This is a genomic window from Paenibacillus riograndensis SBR5 (genome assembly GCF_000981585.1).
GTDB classification, from domain to species: Bacteria; Bacillota; Bacilli; order Paenibacillales; family Paenibacillaceae; genus Paenibacillus_AQ; species Paenibacillus_AQ riograndensis.
Window position 1 is genome coordinate 7,159,146 of record NZ_LN831776.1, and the last position, 24,084, is coordinate 7,183,229.

Below are 24,084 nucleotides of genomic sequence, written 5' to 3' on the forward strand. Positions count from 1 at the left end.
AACGAAAGTTTTCCTTGGTTGTGCTGCGTTCGGCATGACTTATCCATCTCTACTTAACATTATGGAGCATTTGCACTGCGTGTAAACCTGCTGTCAACGGGACGGACTGCAATTCTCTTGTCAATTCAGTTGAAAACGGCACAAAACACTAAAAAAGACTCGAGTCCCGAGCCTTTCCTGTACATTATATCATCAATTGTCACGCACTTCCAGATATCTTTCCAATTTACGTTTCACCCGCTGCAAGGCGTTGTCAATCGACTTCACATGCCGCTTCAAGTCCTCTGCAATCTCCTGATAGGACCGTCCGTCCAGATAGAGCATCAGAACTTTGCGTTCCAGATCGCTTAGAATCTCCGCCATCTTATCTTCCAGACCGATGAATTCCTCCTGGTTGATAATGAGCTCTTCAGGATCCAGCACCTGGGTTCCGCAAATGACATCCATCAGGGTCCGGTCGGAATCCTCATCATAGATCGGCTTGTCCAAAGAAACATAGGAATTGAGCGGAATATGCTTCTGGCGGGTAGCCGTCTTAATAGCAGTTATAATCTGCCGGGTGATACAGAGTTCAGCAAAAGCCTTGAACGAAGAAAGCTTGTCGCCCTTAAAGTCACGGATTGCCTTATATAGGCCAATCATGCCTTCCTGTACAATATCTTCACGGTCTGCCCCAATCAAAAAATATGAACGGGCCTTGGCTCGGACAAAATTACGGTACTTGTTAATCAGATGCTCCAATGCGCCACTATCGCCACCACGGAAGATCTCGACAATTTCTTCATCACTTATGAAATCATACTCGGACAGCATTAATTCCTTGAGGTCGACACTCACCAAGAATCCCCCCGGCTGCAACGCAAGACACATCGTTACTTCGCGAAATATAGGATCAGTATATATTATGTTACCTAACACCGTCAACCGCAGATTGACCAAAAACAATCTTCAATAGCATATTATGGTATTTTATCGGAAAACGCTTCATTCTCCAGCCTTCTTACTGACGCCGCCAGTCTTCGAGACGTCTGCGGGTCTCTGGCGGCAGTTTTTCTTCCAGGGAATGCCTTGTGGAGCTGATGTTTTTGGGCTCGATCACCTTTTTGACCTGCTTCTGGCTCTCTTCGATCTCAAGCCGCAGTTCCCTGGCCGACAGCCGCAATGCCCCTTGAGCAAAAATGACGTGCTGCTCCACAAAATCGCTGGTGGCCACGTAAATCTGCCGTCTGCGGTGACTGAACTCACCGACCAGCCGCTCAATGCATTCATCGGCCGTTTCTTTTTCCTTGGTGAAGAACACCTGCACTTTCCCCTGCACAAAAGACCTGCCCAGGCCCGGCACACGGTAAGCATCGAATACGGCAATGACGCGCAGCCCGGAAAACGCCTGATAATCTGCCAGCATATCCAGCAGCCGGTCCCGCGCTCCCTGCATTCCTGAGAGTGACAATTCGGCAAGGTCAGGCCAGCCGCCAATCATGTTGTATCCATCCACAAGCAGAATATCGCGCCAGTCGGCCATAACTATCCTTGCTGATGCCGGCGGCGCAGCACCTCGTACATGATAACGCCTGCAGCGACCGAAGCATTTAACGAATTGATCTTACCGGCCATAGGCAGCTTCAGCAGAACATCGCATTTCTCCCGGATCAGACGGCCCATTCCTTTATTCTCGTTCCCGATTACCACCGCTACCGGACCTGTAAATATATCCGATGCATACAGATTCTGATCCGTATCCACATCGGTCCCTACTACCCAGACTCCCAGCTCTTTGAGGCGGTCAATAGTCTGCCCAAGGTTGGTTACACGTGCGACGGGCACATATTCAACGGCTCCTGCAGAGGTTTTGGACACAGTTGCTGTAATCTGTGCAGACCGTCTCTTGGGAACTATAACTCCATGCACACCCGTGCAATCAGCGGTACGCAGAATGGAGCCCAGGTTGTGAGGGTCTTCGATTTCATCCAGCAAAAGCAGAAACGGAGGTTCTCCCTTGGCTTCTGCCGCTGCCAGAATATCGGCTACCTCTGTATACGCAAAAGGTGCAGCCTGTGCAACTACCCCTTGATGCTGCACTCCGGGTGCAAGCTGGTCCAGCTTTCTTTTGTCCACATGCTGAATCACAATTCCCGCTTTGCGCGCTTCGGCAATAATGGGTGCGGTCAGATGCTTTTGCGCCGTTTCGGCGATCCAAATCTTATTGAGTGTACGGCCGGCACGAAGCGCTTCAAGCACTGAATGCTTGCCGGCCAATACTTCCTCTTCTGTCTTCAATTCTTCCATGTTCATGCCTCCTGTTCTCTAAAATATATACCCGTGCAGCCTCACTTAGGCCGATTCATCATGTATTGTATGCTGCTGTCAACAAGCTCCCGGATTCTGGCCTGCTGGCCTGTGTAATATAAATAACCGATCAGACACTCAAAAGCAGTAGCATGCCGGTATTCCAGAACATCCGCATTTTTGGGGATGGTTCCCGATTTGGCATTTCTTCCTTGCCGGGCGACGTCCTTCTCTTCATCGGTAAGCTCCGGCTCCAGGTACGCAAGGATCGTGCTTTGCGCTTTGGCCGAAACCAGCCCGGTCGCTGTACGGTGCAAATGATTCGGGCGAAGATTCGGCAGCGAGATCAAATACTGGCGTACCGCCACTTCATAGATAGCATCCCCGGCATATGCCAGTACGAGCGGAGAGAGCAGCCGGGCCGGCTTGGAGGGCTCATAGGGAAACCAGGCACTCTCCAGATTAAACGGCCCGCTCATTTGCGCCGCCACCGCATGCCTTGCGGGGTATCCTCAAGCAGAATACCCATGGCATTCAGTTCATCGCGGATCTCATCGGAACGTCCCCAGTTTTTATTCTTGCGCGCTTCGGCCCGTTCAGCGATCAGCCTCTCCACTTCCTCGCCGGCAGCCTCTTCCTCATTCTCCGGGGTCAGGCGCAGCACAGCATTCATCTCGGTAAAAGCCTGCAGCAGTGCCGAGAAGTCTGCGGACAATGCTTCCGGATTCGCAAGTGTATTATTCGCAAGGCTTACCCAGTCAAACACGGCGGTAATAGCATCCGGGGTGTTGAAGTCATCCTGCATTTTAGCATGGAAATTGGCTACAATCGCAGCCAACCGCTCTGTGATCTGTTCGCTTGCCCGGCCTTTGGCCCCTTCCGGATCAAGCTCAAGCCGGTGCTTCACATTGCTCTCCGCGAGAGCGATGCGCTCTGCGCTTTTTTCTGCGGACAGCATGGATTCCTCAGTGAAATTCAGCGGGTTGCGGTAATGGGTGGAGAGCATGAAATAACGGATGGCCCCCGCTTTGAAGCGCTGGCGGATATCCTTCACCAGCAGACCGTTGCCGAGCGATTTCGACATTTTTTCGTCACCGATATTAATGAACCCGTTATGCATCCAGTAGTTGGAGAGCGGTTTTCCGGTCAACGCTTCGGTCTGGGCGCATTCGCATTCATGATGCGGGAACTGCAGATCCTGTCCGCCGCCATGAATATCAATAGTATCGCCAAGAAATTCACGGGCCATGGCCGAGCACTCAATATGCCAGCCGGGACGGCCTTCGCCCCATGGGCTGTGCCAGTGGACCTCTCCAGGCTTAGCTGCCTTCCAGAGGACAAAGTCCTCGGGTTTTTCTTTGCGTGAATCCACTTCCACCCGGATGCCGAACTGCAGTTCCTCCAGATTCTGGCGGGACAGCTTGCCGTAATCGGCAAATTTGGCTGTGCGGTAATAGACGTCGCCGCCGCTCTCATAGGCATAGCCTTTATTCTCAAGCTCCTTGATGAACTCAATAATCAGCTCCATGCTCTGGGTAACCCGCGGGTTCATCGTCGCTGATTTTACACCGAGCCCGGCCAGATCCTCCTGGTAGGCAGCGATAAAAATCTCCGCAACCTCAGCTACTGTAGTCTTCATCTCCTCGGCCTTGCGGATCAGCTTGTCATCCACATCCGTGAAGTTGGTCACATAATTCACTTCGTTCCCTGTCTGCTCCAGGTAATTCCGGACCATGTCAAAAACAATGACCGGTCTGGCATTTCCGATATGCATGTAGCCATACACGGTCGGTCCGCATACGTACATCTTCACTTTTCCTGATTCCTGTGGAACAAATGTTTCCTTGCTGCGTGTCATTGTGTTATAGATTTGCAAAGCCATCTTTGTTTCCAACCCTTTCTGCGTGGCCCCGGTTTCTCCTGAAGAATCCCGGTGTGCTTTAAATTTCGTAATCACCAATATACTGTTGGCTTTCCAGCCGGCGCTGCTCTTTTTTCTGCTTGTCTTCCGTACCGAGTTGCTCTCTGATCTCTTCGATCTCTTTTTGCAGGAAACGCAGTGAATCGACAAGCGGGTCCGGCATCTTGGTATGGTCGAGCCTGTCGGATACCCGTTCCCCATTGCGCTTGACCACCCGCCCAGGATTGCCTACCACCGTACTATTGCTTGGCACCTCACGGAGAACAACCGCATTGGAGCCGATATTGCAATTATCGCCGATCTGGAACGATCCCAGTACTTTTGCGCCGGAGCCAATGACCACATTGTTGCCTACGGTCGGATGACGTTTCCCTTTTTCTTTACCCGTTCCCCCTAGCGTTACTCCCTGATAGATAATTACATCATCCCCGATTTCACAGGTCTCTCCGATTACAATACCCATTCCATGGTCAATGAACAGGCGGCTGCCGATCGTTGCCCCCGGATGAATTTCAACACCGGTCATGAATCTGCTCACCTGGGAAACGATACGCGCAAGTGTAAACCAACGCCGCTTATAAAAAGAGTGGGCTATCCGGTGTGCCCAAATCGCATGAAGTCCGGCGTAAGTGAAGACAACCTCAAACCAGCTGCGGGCTGCGGGATCGTTGTCGAATACTGCCCGAATGTCCGACTTGATATGCTTAAACATCACGGTTCCCCTCTTCTTTGACTTCCCGCCTCCTGTTTACAGGTACGCAAGGAAGGTATTGTCTGCAGCCCACGTTCTCTCTATGTGTATGCTGTGAGCCTTGGCTTTCGCGTACAACTCTCCCCAAATTTCAACAAAAAACGCCTCTGCAGCATAAAGCTGCAGAGACGTTTAACCGCGGTTCCACTCTGCTTGGACATGGCCTTTTGTACTGGTCAGTATTTCCGGCCAGCAAGTGCCCTGTGTCCCTCTTGGCGTCTGTAACGGCAACGTTCCCGGCACGGTCTAACATTCCTAGCAGGAACGCTCAACCGTGCAGCTCACAGGCGCATGTTCTGCGGCAGACAAATGAATAACTTCCAGCCTGCAAAGGAGATTCCTTAGCGGTTATTCTCTCTGGCAATTGTCTTTGTACGCGTACTTTTCCTGATCCCAGCTATTATTATTATTCTTCTATCTTAGCTAAAAGACAACGGACTGACAAGGGGTTCTCCGCCTTGCTGTCCCCGCTTAAGCCCCTTTGATCTGCGATTTCAGACGTTCAATGACCCGGTTTCGGCCCAGTAGCACGATGGTAGCGTTTAAATCACGGCCATGCGTTTGTCCGGTTAAAGCGACACGAATCGGCATAAACAGCGCTTTGCCCTTATGTCCGGTCTCCTTCTGCACTTCCTTAATCAGAACGGCCATGTTGCTGGCAGTAAACTCACCGGTGGCTTCCACCTTGGCCAGGAAAGCGGACAGGACCTCAGGAACCTGGCTTTCGGCCAGAATCTGGGCGGCTTCTGTTTCAAGCTCTACATGGCTGCGGAAAAACAGCTCTGACAACTCCACGATATTCGACGCGGAAGTCATCTGCTCCTGGTACAGCGCCACCAGACTTTCCGCCCAAGCCTGCTGTTCCTCATTCAGCGATGCCGGCAATCTTCCGGCTTGCTGCAGATGGGGAATGGCCAAAGCCGCAATCCGCTTCGGATCGGCATGCTTGATATAGTGGTTGTTCAAATGCGCGAGCTTATTCGTATCAAAAACAGCCGGACTCTTGGAGAGACGGTTCGCGGTGAAGATAGAAATCAGCTCTTCTTTGCTGAAGATCTCCTCCTCGCCTTCCGGAGACCAGCCCAGCAGAGCAATGAAGTTGAACAGCGCTTCCGGCAAATAGCCGAGCTGATCATACTGCTCGATGAACTGAATAATGGATTCGTTGCGTTTGCTCAGCTTCTTGTGGTCATCACCGACAATCAGCGTCATATGTCCAAACAGCGGCGCCTCCCAGCCAAGGGCCTCATAAATCATCAGCTGGCGGGGTGTATTGGAGATATGGTCTTCGCCGCGCAGGACATGGCTTATTTCCATCAGATGGTCATCTACAGCCACAGCGAAGTTATAGGTTGGTATTCCATCCTTCTTCACAATGACAAAGTCGCCCATCTCTTTGCTATTAAAAGAAATGCTGCCCTTTACGATATCATCAAAGGTATAAGTGCGGTCCTCCGGTACACGGAAACGGATGCTTGCAATGCGTCCTTCCGCTTCATACGCCTTCTGCTGCTCCTCGGTCAGATTCCGGTGCTTGCCGGAATAACGCGGAGTCTCGCCGCGTGCAGCCTGCTCTTCACGTTCCGCTTCCAGCTCTTCTTCGGTGCAGTAGCAGCGGTATGCAAGACCGCGGTCAAGCAGCTCCTGCCAGTATACGCGGTACAGATCCAAACGTTCAGTCTGGCGGTATGGTCCAAATTCACCACCGACATCCACGCTTTCATCCCAATCCATTCCCAGCCACTTCAAATATTTGAGTTGGCTTTCTTCCCCCTCAGCAATGTTGCGCTTTACGTCCGTATCTTCGATCCGGATAATGAATTTGCCGCCCAGATTGCGGGCGAACAGATAATTGAACAATGCCGTTCTGGCATTTCCGATATGTAAATGTCCCGTAGGGCTTGGTGCGTAACGCACCCGGACTTGATCTGCCATGTCAATCCCTCCGCTTCATAATGGTGAAAATCAGGCAATGTGCAGCCATCTCAAGATGATATCACATCTTGGAGCAGACAGACAATAGATTGTGCCGCAATTCCTTCTCCGCGTCCGGTGAAGCCAAGCTGTTCGGTGGTGGTTGCTTTTACGTTCACCTTCGATGTCTCGGCACCCAGTGCACTCGCAATAATCTCGGTCATTTGCGGGATATACGGCGCCATCTTTGGCTTCTGGGCAATAATCGTGGAGTCGATATTTCCGAGCTTATAGCCGCGCTCACGGGCAAGTGCCCACACCTGCTCCAGCAGCTTCAGACTGTCCGCATCCTTGAACGCCGGGTCGGTATCGGGAAAATGCCTGCCGATATCGCCAAGCCCCAGTGCGCCCAGAATGGCATCGCTCACCGCATGCAGCAGCACATCGGCATCGGAATGTCCAAGCAATCCTTTTTCATAGGGAATGGTGACACCGCCAATAATGCATGGCCTTCCTTCCACCAACTGGTGTACATCGAAACCTTGTCCTACAGCAATCATGTTTGTACCTCTCCCCTGCTTCTTTGTGTAAATTCTGCGAAATCAAGATCCTCCGGTGTGGTGATCTTAATGTTGGCATAGCTCCCCTCCACAACAGCAACCGGAATACCGCTGCGTTCCGCGAGACTGGAATCATCGGTGCCGAGAAATCCGTCACGCTCTGCCGATTCGTACGCTACAAGCAGTTCGGACAGACGAAAAGTCTGCGGGGTCTGAATCGCCCACAGACTTCGCCGATCCGGTGTAGACAGCACCTTGCCATCCTTGTCCACCTGTTTGATCGTATCTTTTACCGGTACAGCAAGCACTGAGGCACCAATCTCCCTGGCATGCTCATAGCAGGCTGTGATTTCGTTAATCTGCACAAACGGACGGACCCCATCATGCACCATTACCCAAGTTGTCTTGAGGTGTCTCAGCCCTAAATGCACGGAATGCTGGCGTTCGGAGCCTCCGGTCACTACAGATACCACTTTGTCGAGTCTGTAGGCCTTAACCCACTCCTGGCAGCGGTCCACATCTTCTTTGCCTGTAACCAGTACGATTTCAGAGATCAGCGGATGCCGCTGAAATACCTCCAGGGTATGCACGATAATAGGTTTCCCCTGCAGCAGCAAGTACTGCTTGCTCTCCACAGTCCCCATTCTTGTTCCTCTGCCTGCCGCCACGATCACGGCGCCTACACTGTTTGACATTCTGCCCTTCTCCTGTCTGCACGTATACCCCCATCATAACGTGTTTGGCGGCCATTTCCAACCCGCTGGAGCAGCTTTCACAGTCCCGGAACCGTTTATTGCGCTTTTTCCATCAGCTTTGGCTTGGCAAAGATCATCCGTCCCGCCGAAGTTTGCAGCACACTGGTGACCAGAACCTCCATGGTTGTACCGATATATTCACGCCCGCCCTCTACCACAATCATGGTTCCGTCATCCAAATAGGCAACGCCCTGCCCGTGCTCCTTGCCATCCTTGATCACTTGCACAATAATCTCTTCACCGGGGAGAACCACCGGCTTCACCGCATTGGCCAGGTCATTGATATTAAGAACCGACACTCCCTGCAGTTCACATACCTTATTCAGGTTAAAATCATTGGTGACCACCTTGCCGCGCAGCACCTTTGCCAACTTGACCAGCTTGCTGTCCACTTCGGAGATTTCTTCAAAATCACCTTCGTAGATCAGAACCTTCACATCCAGCTCTTTTTGGATTTTGTTCAGGATATCCAGCCCGCGCCGCCCGCGGTTGCGTTTCAGCAGATCCGAAGAATCGGCAATATGCTGCAGCTCCTCCAGAACGAATTCCGGGATCACGATGGTTCCCTCGATAAATCCCGTTTTGCAGATGTCGGCAATCCGTCCGTCAATAATGACGCTTGTATCCAGAATCTTGTGTTCTTCCAGCCCGCGGCCTTCCGGCTCAGGTGCTTGTCCCCAACGGCCGGTTGTCCACAGCGAAGCCAGCTCCTCTTTCTTTTCCAGCCCAATCCGCAGCCCCATATACCCGAACGTAAGCGTAGCAGCCACCTGCAGCAGTTCTCCTGCCTTTCCAAGCCAGGTCATTGCAGGATATAACAGCAGGGATAACAGGAGTCCTCCCGTAAGCCCTGCAGTACCTGCAGCCAGTTCATTCATCGGTATGCGCGAATAATACTGCACCGTTTCCCGCAGTTTCGAACCTCCCCATTCCGCGCATAAAGTCACCGCAAACAAAAAAATAATGGCACCCAGCACCGCAAACAAAATACTGCCCTGCACGGGCAAGCTGTCTCCCAGTTTGTCCATTCCTGCCGGGAATCCTCTTTCTGCCGCATGGTATAGCGTATAACCTGACCAAGCTCCGCATAATGCGGCAAGCATTAAAATTAATTTTTTCCACATAACCTTTGGCACCTCCTTTTATTCATCCAAAAATGATCTGTTCCTCACCAGTATGTTCCAATTTTTGGGACGATAATCCGTGAGCCTGTTATTTTTTCTGACAAGAGCCATCAGCTCCAGTAAAAAGATAACCGTAAACTTCTATTATTTGGTTGAAAACAGGGGGAGGCCTGACATATAATGAACTCAATTACGAACCCAGGGGTGAATGGAAAATGAGCGCACCAAGTTTACAGGCCTTCCAGGATCAAGTCTCCGAACTGCTGCTCCGTCACCGTAGTCTTCTGGATGTAATGTCCAAAAACGGGCAGAGCAGCGCTTCCGTCAATCGTGCAGTCGTCAAAGCTATTACCGAATGCGGCTGTATCCAGCTGCACGCCACGAAGCAGGTATTTGAGCCCGGTTTGGGGCTTGAACAAGCCAAGGAACTTGCAGGCACGCATCTCCAAGGGGAACTGTGCGAGAACTGCCGTGAGGTGGTGGCCTCGGAGCTGGGACGCGAGCTGTTCTATATGTCTGCCCTCTGCAATTTGCTTGATATTAATATGGACGAGGTTGTAGAAAAGGGATCGCAAAAATGCGCCACACTTGGATTGTTTAATTTCTCCTGATCCGCATGATGCGCTATTTTCCTCCACTCAATCCAAAAAGGCTTTGCCATCCACTGATCCCAGGGAACGGCAAAGCCTTTTGCGTACGCATATTTGTAAAACCCTAATAATAACTGTGATCCACTCTGCCCTGCAGCAGCCGATTATCCATTCTTGGATTGATATACTTTATCTTCTGCGCGGCGTCTGCGGCGGTGACGGCGGCGGGCCGTCAGCCGGTCGATATTTTGCTTAAATCCATACAGCGCATATAACGCAAGCAGTACAAAAATCACCTTGGAGATTTGTTCCGGAAAAATCACAGCAACCGCAACCGCGATCACAATAACTACAGGAGAGCCTACAACTGCCTTTTTGGGCAGGCCAACCTTTTTGAAATTGGGATATTTAACCGTGCTGACCATGAGATAGGACAGCAGCAGCGTAGCAACAATCATATACGGAGCCGACACATCTTTATGAAAAAGCGCCAGTGTAGCCAGCACCCCGCCCGCAGCAGGAATCGGAAGCCCTACAAAATAACCCGGAATGCCGGGACGGACATTGAAACGGGCCAGCCGAAGCGCACCGAATACCGGAAAAATCGCTGCTACAGTCCAGCCTAATGCAGAATTCAAATCCTGCAGGCTTGTAATATACATGATTAGAGCAGGCGCTACTCCGAACGAAACGACATCGGATAAAGAGTCCAGCTCCTTGCCAAATTCACTTTCGCATTTCAGCGCCCGAGCAACACGACCGTCCAGCCCGTCTAACAGCATAGCGATAATCACCATGATAGCGGCCATGCTCAGTTTACCGTCAAACGCCATCATGATACCAAACATCCCAAGCATTAAGTTACCAATGGTAAATAAACTCGGAATTGATTTTTGTATCATTTCTTCACCTCTGTTTTCTTACTGTGAGCCATTACGTCTTCAATATTACGTGATTGTATGTTATTTACATTTGTCTGTCAATAAGAACTTGCTTCTGCAGCCGTTTTAGTCCGTCCTGAATATTGCGGGCACGCACTTCTCCGATGCCATCCACCTCATCCAATTCGGCGATGCTGGCTGTCATCAGGTTAGGCAGCATTTCAAACCGTTCAACCAGATTATGGATGATCACATTCGGCAGCCGCGGAATTTTGTTCAGCAGACGGTATCCGCGCGGCGTCACCACTTCCTCTGAAGAAATCGCCGTAGAGGAATATCCAAGCAAACGGGCAATATGATTATCGTCCATGAGATCATCATCGCTGGTGCGTTTGAGTCCGGCGATAATTTCGCGGATTTTGTCCTCCTGCTCCTCTCTGGCATAGTCTCTGTACAGAAGCCATGCTTCTTCCTCTGTATTTCCAACCAGTTCTTCCATTTGCATACTGATAAGACGCCCTTCATTGCCAAGCTCATTGATATAGCGCTTGATCTCCATCTTAATCCGCAGCACCATTTCCACACGCTGTATCACTCCGACTACCTCAGCTACAGTGACAATCCCCTCATATTCCGAAGCGGAGAGATTAGTCAGGCTCTGTGTGAGCACGGCTCTATATTTTTCCAGCGTTTGAATCGCCTGATTGGCCTTGGCCAGAATCGATCCGATTTCTTTGAGCGCATACCGGATGGAGCCCTGATAGAGCGTGATGATGTTCCGCCGCTGGGAGATGGAAACTACAAGCTTGCCTGTCTGCTTGGCAACACGCTCGGCTGTCCGGTGCCGGATGCCAGTCTCGATGGAGGAGATGGAGGAATCAGGAATCAGCTGTGTATTCGCATAGAGAATCCGCTTTAAATCCTCGCTTAATATAATCGCGCCGTCCATTTTGGCCAGCTCATATAAATAATTGGGCGAAAAATCACAATTGATGGAAAAACCGCCATCTACTACTTCCATCACTTCAGGACTATATCCGACAACAATAAGCGCACCTGTCTTCGCGCGTAGCACATTCTCCAAGCCTTCCCGGAAGGGTGTTCCCGGCGCCGCCATTCTGAGCAGGTCATTCATATTTTCTAATTCCTTCATTGTTCAGTGCCCCCTAATCTAACGCGACCGCTAGTGCATCTGCTACGGTGCTGACGCCAATAATCTGGATATCCTGCGGATGCTTCCAGCCTTTCATGCTTTTTTCGGGCATTATGACTCTCCGGAAGCCCAGCTTGGCAGCCTCCTTGACGCGTGTTTCCGCGCGGGAAACGCCTCTTACTTCTCCAGTCAGTCCAACTTCGCCAAAAAAAACATCGTAAGGTTTTGTCGATATATCACGGAAGCTGGAAGCAATACTGACGGCAACCGCCAGATCAATGGCTGGTTCATCCAGCTTCACCCCTCCAGCAACGTTGAGGTAAGCATCCTGGTTCTGCAGAAACATCCCCATCCGTTTCTCGAGAACCGCAATAATAAGTGCCATTCTTTGATGATCCATGCCCGTGCACATCCGCCGCGGGGAAGGGAAATGGGTGGCGGCTACCAGCGCCTGAAGCTCGACAAGCACGGGTCTGGTGCCCTCCATACTGGCAACAACGGCTGATCCGGCTACTCCCAGCGGGCGCTCCGACAAAAAGAGCTCCGAGGGATTCTCCACCTCGGCAAGGCCGATTTCCCCCATCTCAAAAATTCCGATCTCATTCGTGGAGCCAAACCGGTTTTTGACCGCACGCAGCAACCGGTACGTGTGGTGCCGCTCCCCTTCGAAATAGAGCACACAATCGACCATATGCTCCAGCATCCGCGGTCCGGCAATGGCCCCCTCTTTGGTCACATGTCCTACCAGAACCGTGGCAATTCCGCGAATTTTGGCAATCCGCATGAATCTTGTTGTACATTCCCGAACCTGCGTCACACTGCCGGGCGCGCTTGTCACTTCCGGCATAAATACGGTCTGGATGGAGTCAATGACAAGAAATTGGGGCTGGATCTGTTCAATGGCTTCTTCGATGCTCTCCATATTTGTCTCACACAGCACATACAGCTCTGCCGACAGCGCCCCTAGGCGATCTGCACGCAGCTTTGTCTGCCGGACGGACTCTTCTCCTGAAATATACAGTACACGCAATCCCTGGGTGGTCAGCGCATGGGAGGTCTGCAGCAGGAGCGTCGATTTACCGATCCCTGGATCACCGCCTACCAGCACCAGCGAGCCGGGCACAATTCCTCCCCCAAGCACACGGTTAAGCTCACCAATGCCTGTCAGGATACGCGGCTCCTTATCACTTTCTATATTTATGATCGATTGCGCCTTTTCTTTACTCTGAAAAATCGGTGCAGTCATACCTTGTGTTTTAACTACGCTTTCCGTCTCTTCCACCATGGAATTCCATGCCTGGCAGCCGGGACACTTACCGAACCACTTCGGCGATTCATAGCCGCATTCGGTGCAGAAAAATTTCGTTTTTGGTTTGGCCATGTGTGCTCCTATCAGTCTGAACTGACTAAAATTGCGGATAATTTACTCATACTCAAAGTTTACCATTTCTGCACACTGAACGGAAGGTCACTTATGATCTACTTTTTTACAACCTTCTCATTAACCTTCCTGAAACATAGCTTAATTAAACATCGGTATATGACGCGAATTTTATTATATTCAAAAAAGCTCCCGCTCCTCTATACGGAGGAGCGGGAGCTTTGTTTCAAGTACGCAGCTGTTATTCGGTTCCAACCTCATTTTCCGTAGTGACGGCTATCGGCGGTTCCACTGTGGTTACCACAAGCTCACCGTTTACTTCATCAATCTTGAGGGAATCCCCCTTCTTGATGTTGCCCTTCAGCAGCTCTTCGGAAAGACGGTCTTCGATATGCTTTTGGATGGCCCGGCGCAGTGGACGGGCACCAAAGGCAGGATCGTAGCCTTCTTTGGCCAGGAAGGCCTTAGCGCCATCTGTAAGCATAAAGTCCACATCATATTCACGCAGCCGCTTGCGCAATTCATCGGACATGAGCGTGACGATTTCGGCAATATGCTTTTCCTCCAGGGAGTGGAAGACAATGATTTCGTCAATACGGTTCAGGAACTCAGGGCGGAAGCTCTTCTTGAGTTCTTCCATGACTTTGCCCTTCATGTTGTTGTAATCCGCTCCTGCATCCTGCACCGCTGTAAATCCAAGCGTCGAGTTCTTTTTGATTGCCTGTGCCCCAACGTTGGAGGTCAGAATGATCAGAGTGTTGCGGAAGTCGACTACACGGCCTTTGGAATCGGTCAAACGGCCGTCTTCCAGCACCTGCAGCAGAATATTGAATACCTCCGGATGCGCCTTCTCAATTTCGTCCAGGAGCACTACAGAATATGGCTTGCGGCGGACCTTCTCGGTCAATTGTCCGCCTTCTTCATAACCGACATACCCTGGAGGCGCCCCGACCAGACGGGAAGTGGAATGCTTCTCCATGTACTCCGACATATCGATACGGACAACCGCATTTTCATCACCGAACATTGCTTCTGCAAGCGCACGGGCCAGCTCGGTTTTACCTACCCCGGTTGGTCCGAGGAAGATGAAGGAACCCATAGGACGTTTCGGGTCTTTAAGACCTGCACGCGCCCGGCGCAGTGCCCGGCTGACAGCCTTCACGGCTTCATCCTGGCCAATAACACGTTCATGGAGCAGAGCTTCCATATTCAGCAGCCGGTCCGTTTCTTCTTCCTTCAGCTTGCTGACAGGAATACCTGTCCAGCTGGCAACCACCTGAGCAATATCCTCTGGCGTTACCTGGGAATCGGTACGTCCCTGTTTTTCTTTCCATTGGTTTTTGGTAGTATCCAGTTCCTCACGGATCTTCTGTTCAGTATCGCGCAGTGCAGCTGCTTTCTCGAATTCTTGGCTCTGCACAGCGGAATCCTTTTCCTTGCGGATATCGTCCAGGCGCATTTCCAGTTCCTTCAGATTTGGCGGGATAGTGTAAGAATTAAGTCTTACCTTGGAACCTGCTTCATCAATCAGGTCAATGGCCTTATCCGGCAGGAAGCGGTCAGAAATATAGCGGTCGGAAAGCTTCACAGCTTCCACGATGGCTTCATCTGTGATCTTCACCCGGTGATGGGCTTCATAGCGGTCACGCAGACCGTAGAGAATTTGCACGGCTTCTTCCGGAGAAGGCTGATCCACTGTGATCGGCTGGAACCGGCGCTCTAGCGCGGCGTCCTTCTCAATGTATTTGCGGTATTCATCCAGCGTGGTAGCACCAATGCATTGCAACTCTCCACGGGCGAGTGCAGGCTTCAGAATGTTGGAAGCGTCAATGGCGCCTTCCGCACCGCCTGCGCCGATCAGGGTATGCAGCTCATCAATGAAGAGCACAATGTTCCCTGCCTGGCGAATCTCATCCATAATTTTTTTGAGGCGGTCTTCGAACTCACCGCGGTATTTCGTGCCGGCAACCACAGAACCCATATCCAGGGTCATTACGCGTTTGTCACGCAGAGTTTCCGGAATTTCGTTGTTGATGATCTTCTGTGCCAAACCTTCGGCGATCGCTGTTTTACCTACCCCGGGTTCACCAATCAGCACCGGATTGTTTTTGGTCCGGCGGCTGAGCACCTGAATCACACGCTCAATCTCCTTGCTGCGGCCAATGACCGGATCAAGGTTGCCGTCTTTGGCATAAGCGGTCAAATCACGGGCCAGGCCATCCAGCGTAGGCGTGCTGACATTGGCTGGCGTCCCGCTGTGGCTCGAAGTAGCTTCGCTGCTGCCCAGAAGCTGAAGCACCTGCTGGCGGGCTTTATTCAGGCTGATTCCGAGGTTATTGAGTACACGGGCGGCTACACCTTCGCCTTCACGGATCAGACCGAGCAGAATATGCTCTGTTCCGACATAAGTGTGGCCCAGCTTGCGGGCTTCATCCATCGACAGCTCGATAACCTTTTTGGCACGAGGAGTATAAGCAATGTTTGTAGGCTGTTCTTGTCCCCGGCCGATCAGTGTTTCCACTTCGTCCTGGATTTTCTCAAGACCCAGACCCAGACCAATCAAAGCCTTGGCGGCGATGCCGTCTCCTTCACGAATCAGTCCGAGCAAAATATGTTCTGTCCCAATGTTGTTGTGTCCCAAACGAACGGCTTCTTCCTGCGCCAGTGCGAGCACCTTTTGTGCGCGTTCCGTAAATCTTCCAAACATCATATCTCCTGCACCTCCACGGATAATAAATATCTATAATTAATGTTGTGATCCCAGTGTCTCCCGGAGCAGCTTCGCCCGGTACATATCGCGTTCGGTGGCTGTCATCTCGTCTCCGAACATCTTTTGCAGAAAGCCCGGCTGTGTCTTCACATTCAGCTCGTTGAGCACTGAAATCGGCGGTCCTTCCAGAATCCCAAGATCGACTCCCAGTCTTAGGTCAGAGAGCCGCTGTGCGGACTCCTTCAGCTCCATCACCGCTGCATAAGACAAAATCCCGTAGGAACGTTTGATTCTGTCCGTAATCCGCAAAGCGGAATCGGCCAGCAGCCGCTCCCGGGCATTGCGCTCATGTTCAATAATCTGGGTGACTACGCTGTGCAGATTCTCGATAATCTCATTTTCCGTCTGTCCAAGCGTAATTTGGTTGGAAATCTGAAAGATGTTCCCTACTGCTTCGCTGCCTTCACCGTAAATTCCTCTTACTGTGAGTCCCACCTGATTCACTGCGGATAAAATCCGGTTGATCTGGTGAGTCATGACAAGTGCAGGCAAATGCACCATCACCGAGGCGCGAAGCCCTGTACCTACATTAGTAGGACAACTGGTCAAATACCCTCTTCGGTCATCAAAGGCGTAATTAACCGCGCCCTCAAAAATATCATCAATGGCTGTCGCCCTTACCCAAGCCTCTCTAACCTGCAGACCAGGGAACAGGCACTGAATGCGCAGATGGTCTTCTTCATTGATCATGATGCTGACCGACTCATCCTCGTTCAGGATCACTGCGCCGCCCCGGGAGTCATTGGCCAGATTAGGGCTGATGAGGTGCTTCTCCACAAGCACTTTTTTGTCCAGCTCATCGAGCTCATCCAGCTTCAGCAGTTGAAAGCTGCCGAAATCCGCGGCTGCTTCCCCCTGAAAAACAGGAGCAAGCTGCTTCATTACCTCTTCCGACTGCTCTGCCGAAGCCAGCAAAGGGAAGGGAAGATGCTCCAGATTGCGGGCGATCCGCATCCGGCTGCTGATGACAATCTCGGAATGGCTGCCTCCGCAGCGCATCCAGTCACTAAGGGCTTGTTCGGTAAACCGGAGACTTGACATGTCTTATCCCCCCTATATATCAAAGACTTTACTCTTGCGGCATTTCTTTTTCAAGTTTTCGGATCTGATCCCTCAGCTCAGCTGCAGTCTCAAATTCCTCCTCTGCGATACTCTGCTGGAGCTCCTGCTTCAGCTCATCAATTTTGCGTTTGCACATGATCTGTGCTCCGGCACGTTTGGGAAGCTTGCCGACATGAGCGGTGCTGCCATGCACCCGTCTGAAGAGCGGGTCCAGCGTGCTGTCAAAATATTTATAACAGGAGCTGCAGCCAAAACGCCCAAGCTTGCTGAACTGGGAGTAAGTCATCCCGCAATTCTCACATCGCAGACCCTGTACAGTCTGGGCTGCCGCATTTTTTTCCTTGCCGGCTCCTTCCAGATCCAAGAGACCTGACAGCAGGCTGTGAATAGAGAACCCTCCGGCAGTTCCTGGAATCAGCTCCCCTTTTTCACGCGCACAGCTTTCACAAATATGAAATTCCGTCTTCTCCCCATTCACAATTTTGGTGAAATGGAGTGTCGCCGGTTTGACCCCGCATTCCTGGCAAAGCATAAGCGGTGTCCCTCCTTCAGATTTGACCGTTATTTGCCCAATAAGGAGATTAGCATGGCCTTCATTAGCTTGGCACGAATCTCATCCCGGTACGGCAGATTAACCGTCAGGCATTCCCGGGAAACAGCGGCACGCATGAGACACGCTTCACGCTTGGTTAGAAACCGGGCCTCCTCCAGCTGATAAATCAGTCCTTCGGCGGAATTTTGATCGATATCCTTTCCTATTGTAGAATTGAGATGGGCATACAATGCCACATTCTGCGGAAGCTCGAAACGCTGAATCCGAATATAGCCGCCGCCGCCGCGCTTGCTCTCAACTACATAGCCCTTTTCCAAAGTAAAACGTGTACTGATGACATAATTGATCTGAGACGGTACGCATGAGAACTGGTCCGCCAGGTCATTGCGCTGAATTTCCACCGTACCTTCGGGACTTTCATGCAAAATATTCTTCAGATATTGTTCGATAATATCAGAGATATTACGCATCACTCATCCTCCAGTGTTCAAAACTTATAGTCCCTCTTGTTGCACTTCCGTCCGGCAATGATCTCTAAGAACTTAACCCAAGTGCATCAGCCCGAATCGGAGTGAACCCGGCGTTAAGCTTCATACAGCATCAAGCCGGAGGTATACCAAAAAAGCCATTCATGAAGAGCCTGCCGCCATTGTTGTTGCCTCTCATCAGAGAACTGATTCCGATCAGAGAACTGATTCCGAGCTGCGTTGACTTTGACTTTCTTTGACTTTTTTCATATTATAACACATTCTCACTGAATTCCAAGGGGTTGCTTTTATTTTTTACTTTTTTTGCCCATTGTATTCCTTTCTTTCTCAACAAGAGGTGAATAAAGCGAGAACAAAAACGGCTGTGCCGTCCTCCACGGGACAGCGCAGCCGTCTTGGTTCTAGCGTTACCTGGAGAACGACTCCCCATGAATCCTACGGCAACTTTTTAAGTGGAAAAAGGTTAACTAATATGCCAGAGTACCCTATCCTCGAGCAGATGAAGTGGAAAAAGGGACACTAATTCAGCTCATTTCGCCATTGGACCAGAAATGTGGCCCAATTAGATTTACTTTTTCCACTTAACTCTCAGAATTTCTTAATTTTCGGAAAAACAAGTTCCTTTTTTCCAACTAAATAAGTTGAACTTTAGTTTTACATTGTGGGGTATAGACGTCACTGCGGGGAATGTTTGGACTTCCAGCCGCTGTTGTCGTAAGAATTTCTTGATTGGAACCGCCTTTTGCGCTTGAAATCCGGTGACAAAGGCGGACGCTACCGTTCTTCCAGTTCCAAACTTCCCCTCCGGACTTTTACCCCTTTTCTGAAGTTCTCAAGTTCAACTTATATAGCACCTGCGAAGAAGCCGGTAAAGACGAGCCCTAAACTGCAGGATCAGAAAAAGTCAAACAGCGCTGTTTTGGCTTGAGGAATAACCTCTTCCAGCCATTCAAGCCCGGTTGGGCTTGCATTAAGCTGCCCGTACTTCGCCAGTTCTCCAGGCCGTTTGTAGCCCAGCAACATCACTGTGAGTGCTCCAATGGTGCAGCTGCAATCAGCAGCAGCCTGTTCACCATCCAGACGCTCTAACGTTGACGCACCATTCCCTGCCACACTCCATAACCACAACCCGTTATTCCAAGGGGCATGCTCATCTTCAATATACAGGGTTCTACTCTCAAGGCTGCTGCGGCTCCGGAAGGTAAAATTCTCTATAAAAGCCCGCGCATTCACAATCCGCGCCATAAAGTATGGATAATTCTCCTGCGGAATCCGCGGGTCTGGCAGCAAATAAGGAAGAATATCATCAGAGGGCACCAGCTTGAGCGAAGCTCCAGTAATCATCGAATCGTGGTTAGCCAGAAATGTCCACAAGCCTTTACGCGCCTGTTCGTTCAAAAAGATAAACTCATCAATAACCAGTTCATTGTTGACTATTTTATACAGCACATAGCCTTCCGGCTCACCAAGCTTTGAGTAAAAAACACTTTGATGCGTGTCCGCATCCAATACTCTTTGCTTCCACCACTCCTGATCACGCTGCAGGGTTCCATTGTATTCAGCGGCAAACCGGCTGTACAGCCCTTCCAGTATTTCCAGAGCGGCAGAATCACGTTTTACACTGCCCTCAATTTCAGTTTTTCGCGGAAATTTGTCCACAGGGATAGAATACTTTTTATACTCACAGTAGACCTCCCAGCCGAACTTACGGTAAAAGGGGATCAAAAACGGATGCAAAAAAGACAACGTCTGCCCCGACTCGTTCATCGTTTGCAGCGTATGTGATAAAAGCTTGGCCACAAGCCCCTGCCTGCGGTTCTCCGGCCATGTGGATACTCCGGCTATTCCACCCATAGGAAATGCTTTGCCTTGTATGTAGGCCTGAAGCGGAAGCAATTTCAATTGAGCGCCCAGCGTCCCGTCCTCAAAGACTCCCCATACTCTTTCCGGTCTAAACTTCTGCCTGGCCTCAGCTCTGGCTTCATCGGCAACCTTATATTTAAAAGCATATTCGGACAAGCTCAAGCTCGCTTCAAATTCCTCAGCATGCAATTGCCTGATTTCCACTTCCGCTCACCTCATCAAAGTTAGTATTAGTACTCTCTACGTGAGTATAGCAAGCAAAACGCATCAGCGCTATTCTGCCGGAGAAAATCAGAATTCCCACAAGTTATCCACAGATAAAACACGAAACAAATCATGTCCACCCGGTATTATGCTTCCCTCAATAAGTTATCCACCATTTCCAGAACATTATCCACATAATCCACTTTTTATCCACAAAAACCGTGAATTATTAGGGTTTTCTCTTGACTCATCCACATTCTTATGTATTTAAACAGGAGATTTAGTGTATAGATGGCTTACTGCAATTGTATCCACATGTGTGCAACTTTTCTGAAGTTGCTGAAAATTATCCACAACTTTTCCACAACCCTGCACAACGCAAAAAAGCCACTGTCAGTAACTCAACAGTGGTCATGTGCTTGGCGGCGTCCTACTCTCCCAGGACCCTTCGGTCCAAGTACCATCGGCGCTGGAGGGCTTAACGGTCGTGTTCGGGATGGGTACGCGTGGAACCCCTCCGCTATCGCCACCAAACGGGCACTTGCGGTGCAAATGCTTCAGGAATTTGATTCCTGAAAACTGAATCCGAAACGAAACTGCGTTTGCCCTTCATCTCTTCGGGGCCCCCGGAAAGTACTCGGAATCAGCTTCGTCAGCCTCTTCTTCACTTTTTGGGGTAATTTTTTGGATAAGCCCTCGACCGATTAGTATTGGTCAGCTCCACACGTTGCCGTGCTTCCACCTCCAACCTATCTACCTCGTCGTCTTCAAGGGGTCTTACATACTGGGAAATCTCATCTTGAGGGGGGCTTCACGCTTAGATGCTTTCAGCGCTTATCCCGTCCGTACGTAGCTACCCAGCCATGCTCCTGGCGGAACAACTGGTGCACCAGCGGTACGTCCATCCCGGTCCTCTCGTACTAAGGACAGCTCCTCTCAAATTTCCTGCGCCCACGACAGATAGGGACCGAACTGTCTCACGACGTTCTGAACCCAGCTCGCGTACCGCTTTAATGGGCGAACAGCCCAACCCTTGGGACCTACTTCAGCCCCAGGATGCGATGAGCCGACATCGAGGTGCCAAACCTCCCCGTCGATGTGGACTCTTGGGGGAGATAAGCCTGTTATCCCCAGGGTAGCTTTTATCCGTTGAGCGATGGCCCTTCCATGCGGTACCACCGGATCACTAAGTCCGACTTTCGTCCCTGCTCGACTTGTAGGTCTCGCAGTCAAGCTCCCTTCTGCCTTTGCACTCTTCGAATGATTTCCAACCATTCTGAGGGAACCTTTGAACGCCTCCGTTACTCTTTAGGAGGCGACCGCCCCAGTCAAACTGCCCGCCTGACACGGTCCCCGTACCCGTTTAGGGTACCAGGTTAGAACCTAGATACGATCAGGGTGGTATCCCAACGGCGCCTCCACCGAAGCTTGCGCTCCGGCTTCTACGGCTCCCACCTATCCTGTACAGATCGTACCCAAATTCAATATCAAGCTGCAGTAAAGCTCCATGGGGTCTTTCCGTCTTGTCGCGGGTAACCTGCATCTTCACAGGTATTAAAATTTCACCGGATCTCTCGTTGAGACAGCGCCCAAGTCGTTACGCCATTCGTGCGGGTCAGAATTTACCTGACAAGGAATTTCGCTACCTTAGGACCGTTATAGTTACGGCCGCCGTTTACTGGGGCTTCGGTTCACAGCTTCGGAGTTGCCTCCTAACCGCTCCCCTTAACCTTCCAGCACCGGGCAGGCGTCAGCCCGTATACTTCGCCTTGCGGCTTCGCACAGACCTGTGTTTTTGCTAAACAGTCGCTTGGGCCTTTTCACTGCGGCCCCCTCGGGCTATTCACCCTACCGAGGCACCCCTTCTCCCGAAGTTACGGGGTCATTTTGCCGAGTTCCTTAACGAGAGTTCTTCCGCGCGCCTTAGAATTCTCTTCTCGCCTACCTGTGTCGGTTTGCGGTACGGGCACCTTCTCCTGGCTAGAGGCTTTTCTTGGCAGTGTGAGATCATGACCTTCGCTACTGTAATTTTCGCTCCCCATCACAGCCCAGCCTTACGATGTGCGGATTTGCCTACACACCAGCCTCACTGCTTGGACGGACATCCATCGGTCCGCGTCACTACCCTCCTGCGTCACCCCATCGCTCATAGCGGATTACGGTGGTACAGTAATTTCAAACTGTTGTCCTTCGACTACGCCTGTCGGCCTCGCCTTAGGTCCCGACTTACCCTGAGCGGACGAGCCTTCCTCAGGAAACCTTGGGCTTTCGGCGGATCAGATTCTCACTGATCTTTTCGTTACTCATACCGGCATTCTCACTTGTGTAATGTCCAGCTGTCCTTCCGGTCAACCTTCAACCCTTACACAACGCTCCCCTACCCCTGATGCAAAGCATCAAGCCATAGCTTCGGTGGTGTGTTTAGCCCCGTTACATTTTCGGCGCAGAGTCACTCGACCAGTGAGCTATTACGCACTCTTTCAATGGTGGCTGCTTCTAAGCCAACATCCTGGTTGTCTGTGCAACTCCACATCCTTTCCCACTTAACACACACTTGGGGACCTTAGCTGATGGTCTGGGCTGTTTCCCTTTTGACAATGGATCTTAGCACTCACTGTCTGACTCCCGGCAAGAAGTCCATGGCATTCGGAGTTTGACTGAGCTTGGTAACCCTTGCGGGCCCCGCACCCAATCAGTGCTCTACCTCCACGACTCCATTCACCGAGGCTAGCCCTAAAGCTATTTCGGGGAGAACCAGCTATCTCCGAGTTCGATTGGAATTTCTCCGCTACCCCCACCTCATCCCCGCACTTTTCAACGTACGTGGGTTCGGGCCTCCAGTGCGTGTTACCGCACCTTCACCCTGGACAGGGGTAGATCACACGGTTTCGGGTCTACGTCCACATACTCAGTCGCCCTATTCAGACTCGCTTTCGCTGCGGCTCCGGCTTCTCACCTTAACCTTGCATGTTAAACGTAACTCGCCGGTTCATTCTACAAAAGGCACGCCATCATCCATATAGAGGACTCTGACTTTTTGTAAGCACACGGTTTCAGGTTCTATTTCACTCCCCTTCCGGGGTGCTTTTCACCTTTCCCTCACGGTACTGTTTCACTATCGGTCGCCAGGTAGTATTTAGCCTTAGCAGATGGTCCTGCCGGATTCATACGGGGTTTCACGTGCCCCGCACTACTCGGGATCCGTCTCGGAGGGAACAGGGTTTAGGGTACAGGGCTTTCACCTCTATCGCGGGCCTTTCCAGACCTCTTCGCCTACCCGGTTCCTTTGTAACTCCATGTGAGACGTCCCACAACCCCAAGGAGCAAGCTCCTTGGTTTAGGCTGTTCCGCGTTCGCTCGCCGCTACTGACGGAATCACTATTGTTTTCTCTTCCTCAGGGTACTTAGATGTTTCAGTTCCCCTGGTCTGCCTCTTCACACCCTATGTATTCAGATGTGAGTGACTGCGAATTACCACAGCCGGGTTTCCCCATTCGGACACCCCCGGATCAAAGCTTGCTTACAGCTCCCCGAGGCAGTTTCGTTGTTCGCCACGTCCTTCGTCGGCTCCTGGCGCCTAGGCATCCTCCGTGTGCTCTTATTAGCTTAACCATCGCGTAGATAGTTTCGCTTGTTCGCTCCGCTTGGACTCCGATCCTGTTCATGATTTACATCATTCACAAAGGGATCTCCGCCCAAAAGTCGCTGCACAATCGAAAATCTTCGCTTTCAGCATACTAATAACTATTTAAAACTTGTTCACACAAGTTTCAGCTAAAAGATGTTCTAAAACGCATTTTCGTTTCGGTATCCAGTTTTCAAGGATCA

19 protein-coding genes and 2 rRNA genes are annotated in these 24,084 nt (G+C 51.0%); 1 reads left to right on the top strand and 20 read right to left on the bottom strand.

All coding sequences use genetic code 11. The annotated features are described in order from the left end of the window. Positions 1-192 precede the first annotated feature (192 nt). The 10 genes from sigH to PRIO_RS30335 form a co-directional block, all read right to left on the bottom strand. Positions 193-837, bottom strand: a complete 645-nt coding sequence (gene sigH, locus PRIO_RS30290; RefSeq protein ID WP_020427086.1) for an RNA polymerase sporulation sigma factor SigH — start codon at positions 835-837, stop codon at positions 193-195. A 163-nt stretch (positions 838-1,000) separates the two neighbouring features. After that, entirely contained in the window at positions 1,001-1,522 is a 522-nt protein-coding gene (locus tag PRIO_RS30295) for an NYN domain-containing protein (protein WP_020427087.1), read from the bottom strand. Positions 1,523-1,524: 2 nt separating this feature from the next. After that, positions 1,525-2,286: a 23S rRNA (guanosine(2251)-2'-O)-methyltransferase RlmB gene (rlmB, locus tag PRIO_RS30300; protein WP_020427088.1), complete on the bottom strand. Its 762-nt coding sequence runs from the start codon at positions 2,284-2,286 to the stop codon at positions 1,525-1,527. A gap of 41 nt (positions 2,287-2,327) precedes the next feature. Continuing rightward, entirely contained in the window at positions 2,328-2,765 is a 438-nt protein-coding gene (locus tag PRIO_RS30305; protein ID WP_020427089.1) for a Mini-ribonuclease 3, read from the bottom strand. Further along, complete coding sequence (gene cysS, locus PRIO_RS30310; protein WP_046507627.1) at positions 2,762-4,168, bottom strand: cysteine--tRNA ligase; 1,407 nt, start codon at positions 4,166-4,168, stop codon at positions 2,762-2,764. Before cysS ends, PRIO_RS30305 begins: the two co-directional genes overlap by 4 nt. Before the next feature lie 58 nt (positions 4,169-4,226). Beyond that, complete coding sequence (gene cysE, locus PRIO_RS30315; protein ID WP_020427091.1) at positions 4,227-4,919, bottom strand: serine O-acetyltransferase; 693 nt, start codon at positions 4,917-4,919, stop codon at positions 4,227-4,229. 510 nt (positions 4,920-5,429) lie between these two features. Beyond that, complete coding sequence (gltX, locus tag PRIO_RS30320; RefSeq protein WP_020427092.1) at positions 5,430-6,893, bottom strand: glutamate--tRNA ligase; 1,464 nt, start codon at positions 6,891-6,893, stop codon at positions 5,430-5,432. A gap of 50 nt (positions 6,894-6,943) precedes the next feature. Then, the gene (gene ispF / locus PRIO_RS30325) at positions 6,944-7,432 is read right to left on the bottom strand and encodes a 2-C-methyl-D-erythritol 2,4-cyclodiphosphate synthase (protein ID WP_020427093.1); all 489 of its coding nucleotides are present in this window, start codon (positions 7,430-7,432) and stop codon (positions 6,944-6,946) included. Further along, complete coding sequence (gene ispD, locus PRIO_RS30330) at positions 7,429-8,127, bottom strand: 2-C-methyl-D-erythritol 4-phosphate cytidylyltransferase (RefSeq protein WP_020427094.1); 699 nt, start codon at positions 8,125-8,127, stop codon at positions 7,429-7,431. Before ispD ends, ispF begins: the two co-directional genes overlap by 4 nt. A gap of 95 nt (positions 8,128-8,222) precedes the next feature. Further along, positions 8,223-9,311, bottom strand: a complete 1,089-nt coding sequence (locus PRIO_RS30335; RefSeq protein ID WP_020427095.1) for a PIN/TRAM domain-containing protein — start codon at positions 9,309-9,311, stop codon at positions 8,223-8,225. Positions 9,312-9,526: 215 nt separating this feature from the next. Here PRIO_RS30335 and PRIO_RS30340 point away from each other — a divergent pair, with 215 nt between their 5' ends. Further along, positions 9,527-9,922, top strand: coding sequence for a nucleoside triphosphate pyrophosphohydrolase family protein (locus PRIO_RS30340; protein ID WP_020427096.1), 396 nt, complete (start codon positions 9,527-9,529; stop codon positions 9,920-9,922). A 143-nt stretch (positions 9,923-10,065) separates the two neighbouring features. On the opposite strand, the gene pssA is transcribed toward PRIO_RS30340, so the two are convergent. The 10 genes from pssA to PRIO_RS30390 all read right to left on the bottom strand — a co-directional run bounded on the left by pssA (position 10,066) and on the right by PRIO_RS30390 (position 23,868). Further along, the gene (gene pssA / locus PRIO_RS30345; protein ID WP_039786601.1) at positions 10,066-10,803 is read right to left on the bottom strand and encodes a CDP-diacylglycerol--serine O-phosphatidyltransferase; all 738 of its coding nucleotides are present in this window, start codon (positions 10,801-10,803) and stop codon (positions 10,066-10,068) included. Positions 10,804-10,867: 64 nt separating this feature from the next. Beyond that, positions 10,868-11,935 (bottom strand): DNA integrity scanning diadenylate cyclase DisA, encoded by a 1,068-nt coding sequence (gene disA / locus PRIO_RS30350; protein WP_020427098.1) that lies wholly within the window; start codon positions 11,933-11,935, stop codon positions 10,868-10,870. A 13-nt stretch (positions 11,936-11,948) separates the two neighbouring features. Continuing rightward, complete coding sequence (radA, locus tag PRIO_RS30355; protein WP_020427099.1) at positions 11,949-13,316, bottom strand: DNA repair protein RadA; 1,368 nt, start codon at positions 13,314-13,316, stop codon at positions 11,949-11,951. Positions 13,317-13,557: 241 nt separating this feature from the next. Continuing rightward, complete coding sequence (gene clpC, locus PRIO_RS30360; RefSeq protein ID WP_020427100.1) at positions 13,558-16,026, bottom strand: ATP-dependent protease ATP-binding subunit ClpC; 2,469 nt, start codon at positions 16,024-16,026, stop codon at positions 13,558-13,560. Between the two features lie 36 nt (positions 16,027-16,062). Further along, positions 16,063-17,127, bottom strand: a complete 1,065-nt coding sequence (locus PRIO_RS30365) for a protein-arginine kinase McsB (RefSeq protein WP_020427101.1) — start codon at positions 17,125-17,127, stop codon at positions 16,063-16,065. 28 nt (positions 17,128-17,155) lie between these two features. After that, positions 17,156-17,680, bottom strand: coding sequence for a protein-arginine kinase activator protein McsA (locus tag PRIO_RS30370; RefSeq protein WP_020427102.1), 525 nt, complete (start codon positions 17,678-17,680; stop codon positions 17,156-17,158). Between the two features lie 29 nt (positions 17,681-17,709). Then, the gene (locus PRIO_RS30375) at positions 17,710-18,171 is read right to left on the bottom strand and encodes a CtsR family transcriptional regulator (RefSeq protein ID WP_020427103.1); all 462 of its coding nucleotides are present in this window, start codon (positions 18,169-18,171) and stop codon (positions 17,710-17,712) included. Positions 18,172-19,083: 912 nt separating this feature from the next. After that, positions 19,084-20,256 (bottom strand): GNAT family N-acetyltransferase, encoded by a 1,173-nt coding sequence (locus PRIO_RS30380; RefSeq protein ID WP_020430012.1) that lies wholly within the window; start codon positions 20,254-20,256, stop codon positions 19,084-19,086. A 417-nt stretch (positions 20,257-20,673) separates the two neighbouring features. Beyond that, positions 20,674-20,790: ribosomal RNA gene (rrf, locus tag PRIO_RS30385) — 5S ribosomal RNA — on the bottom strand. A 150-nt stretch (positions 20,791-20,940) separates the two neighbouring features. Beyond that, positions 20,941-23,868: ribosomal RNA gene (locus tag PRIO_RS30390) — 23S ribosomal RNA — on the bottom strand. Between the last annotated feature and the right edge of the window lie 216 nt (positions 23,869-24,084).

Bases quoted from the DNA above. Each gene is read 5' to 3' on its own strand.
- PRIO_RS30295 (WP_020427087.1), bottom strand. From the start codon at position 1,522: ATGGCCGACTGGCGCGATATTCTGCTTGTGGATGGATACAACATGATT.
- rlmB (WP_020427088.1), bottom strand. From the start codon at position 2,286: ATGGAAGAATTGAAGACAGAAGAGGAAGTATTGGCCGGCAAGCATTCA.
- PRIO_RS30305 (WP_020427089.1), bottom strand. From the start codon at position 2,765: ATGAGCGGGCCGTTTAATCTGGAGAGTGCCTGGTTTCCCTATGAGCCC.
- cysS (WP_046507627.1), bottom strand. From the start codon at position 4,168: ATGGCTTTGCAAATCTATAACACAATGACACGCAGCAAGGAAACATTT.
- cysE (WP_020427091.1), bottom strand. From the start codon at position 4,919: ATGTTTAAGCATATCAAGTCGGACATTCGGGCAGTATTCGACAACGAT.
- gltX (WP_020427092.1), bottom strand. From the start codon at position 6,893: ATGGCAGATCAAGTCCGGGTGCGTTACGCACCAAGCCCTACGGGACAT.
- ispF (WP_020427093.1), bottom strand. From the start codon at position 7,432: ATGATTGCTGTAGGACAAGGTTTCGATGTACACCAGTTGGTGGAAGGA.
- ispD (WP_020427094.1), bottom strand. From the start codon at position 8,127: ATGTCAAACAGTGTAGGCGCCGTGATCGTGGCGGCAGGCAGAGGAACA.
- PRIO_RS30335 (WP_020427095.1), bottom strand. From the start codon at position 9,311: ATGTGGAAAAAATTAATTTTAATGCTTGCCGCATTATGCGGAGCTTGG.
- PRIO_RS30340 (WP_020427096.1), top strand. From the start codon at position 9,527: ATGAGCGCACCAAGTTTACAGGCCTTCCAGGATCAAGTCTCCGAACTG.
- pssA (WP_039786601.1), bottom strand. From the start codon at position 10,803: ATGATACAAAAATCAATTCCGAGTTTATTTACCATTGGTAACTTAATG.
- disA (WP_020427098.1), bottom strand. From the start codon at position 11,935: ATGAAGGAATTAGAAAATATGAATGACCTGCTCAGAATGGCGGCGCCG.
- radA (WP_020427099.1), bottom strand. From the start codon at position 13,316: ATGGCCAAACCAAAAACGAAATTTTTCTGCACCGAATGCGGCTATGAA.
- clpC (WP_020427100.1), bottom strand. From the start codon at position 16,026: ATGATGTTTGGAAGATTTACGGAACGCGCACAAAAGGTGCTCGCACTG.
- PRIO_RS30365 (WP_020427101.1), bottom strand. From the start codon at position 17,127: ATGTCAAGTCTCCGGTTTACCGAACAAGCCCTTAGTGACTGGATGCGC.
- PRIO_RS30370 (WP_020427102.1), bottom strand. From the start codon at position 17,680: ATGCTTTGCCAGGAATGCGGGGTCAAACCGGCGACACTCCATTTCACC.
- PRIO_RS30375 (WP_020427103.1), bottom strand. From the start codon at position 18,171: ATGCGTAATATCTCTGATATTATCGAACAATATCTGAAGAATATTTTG.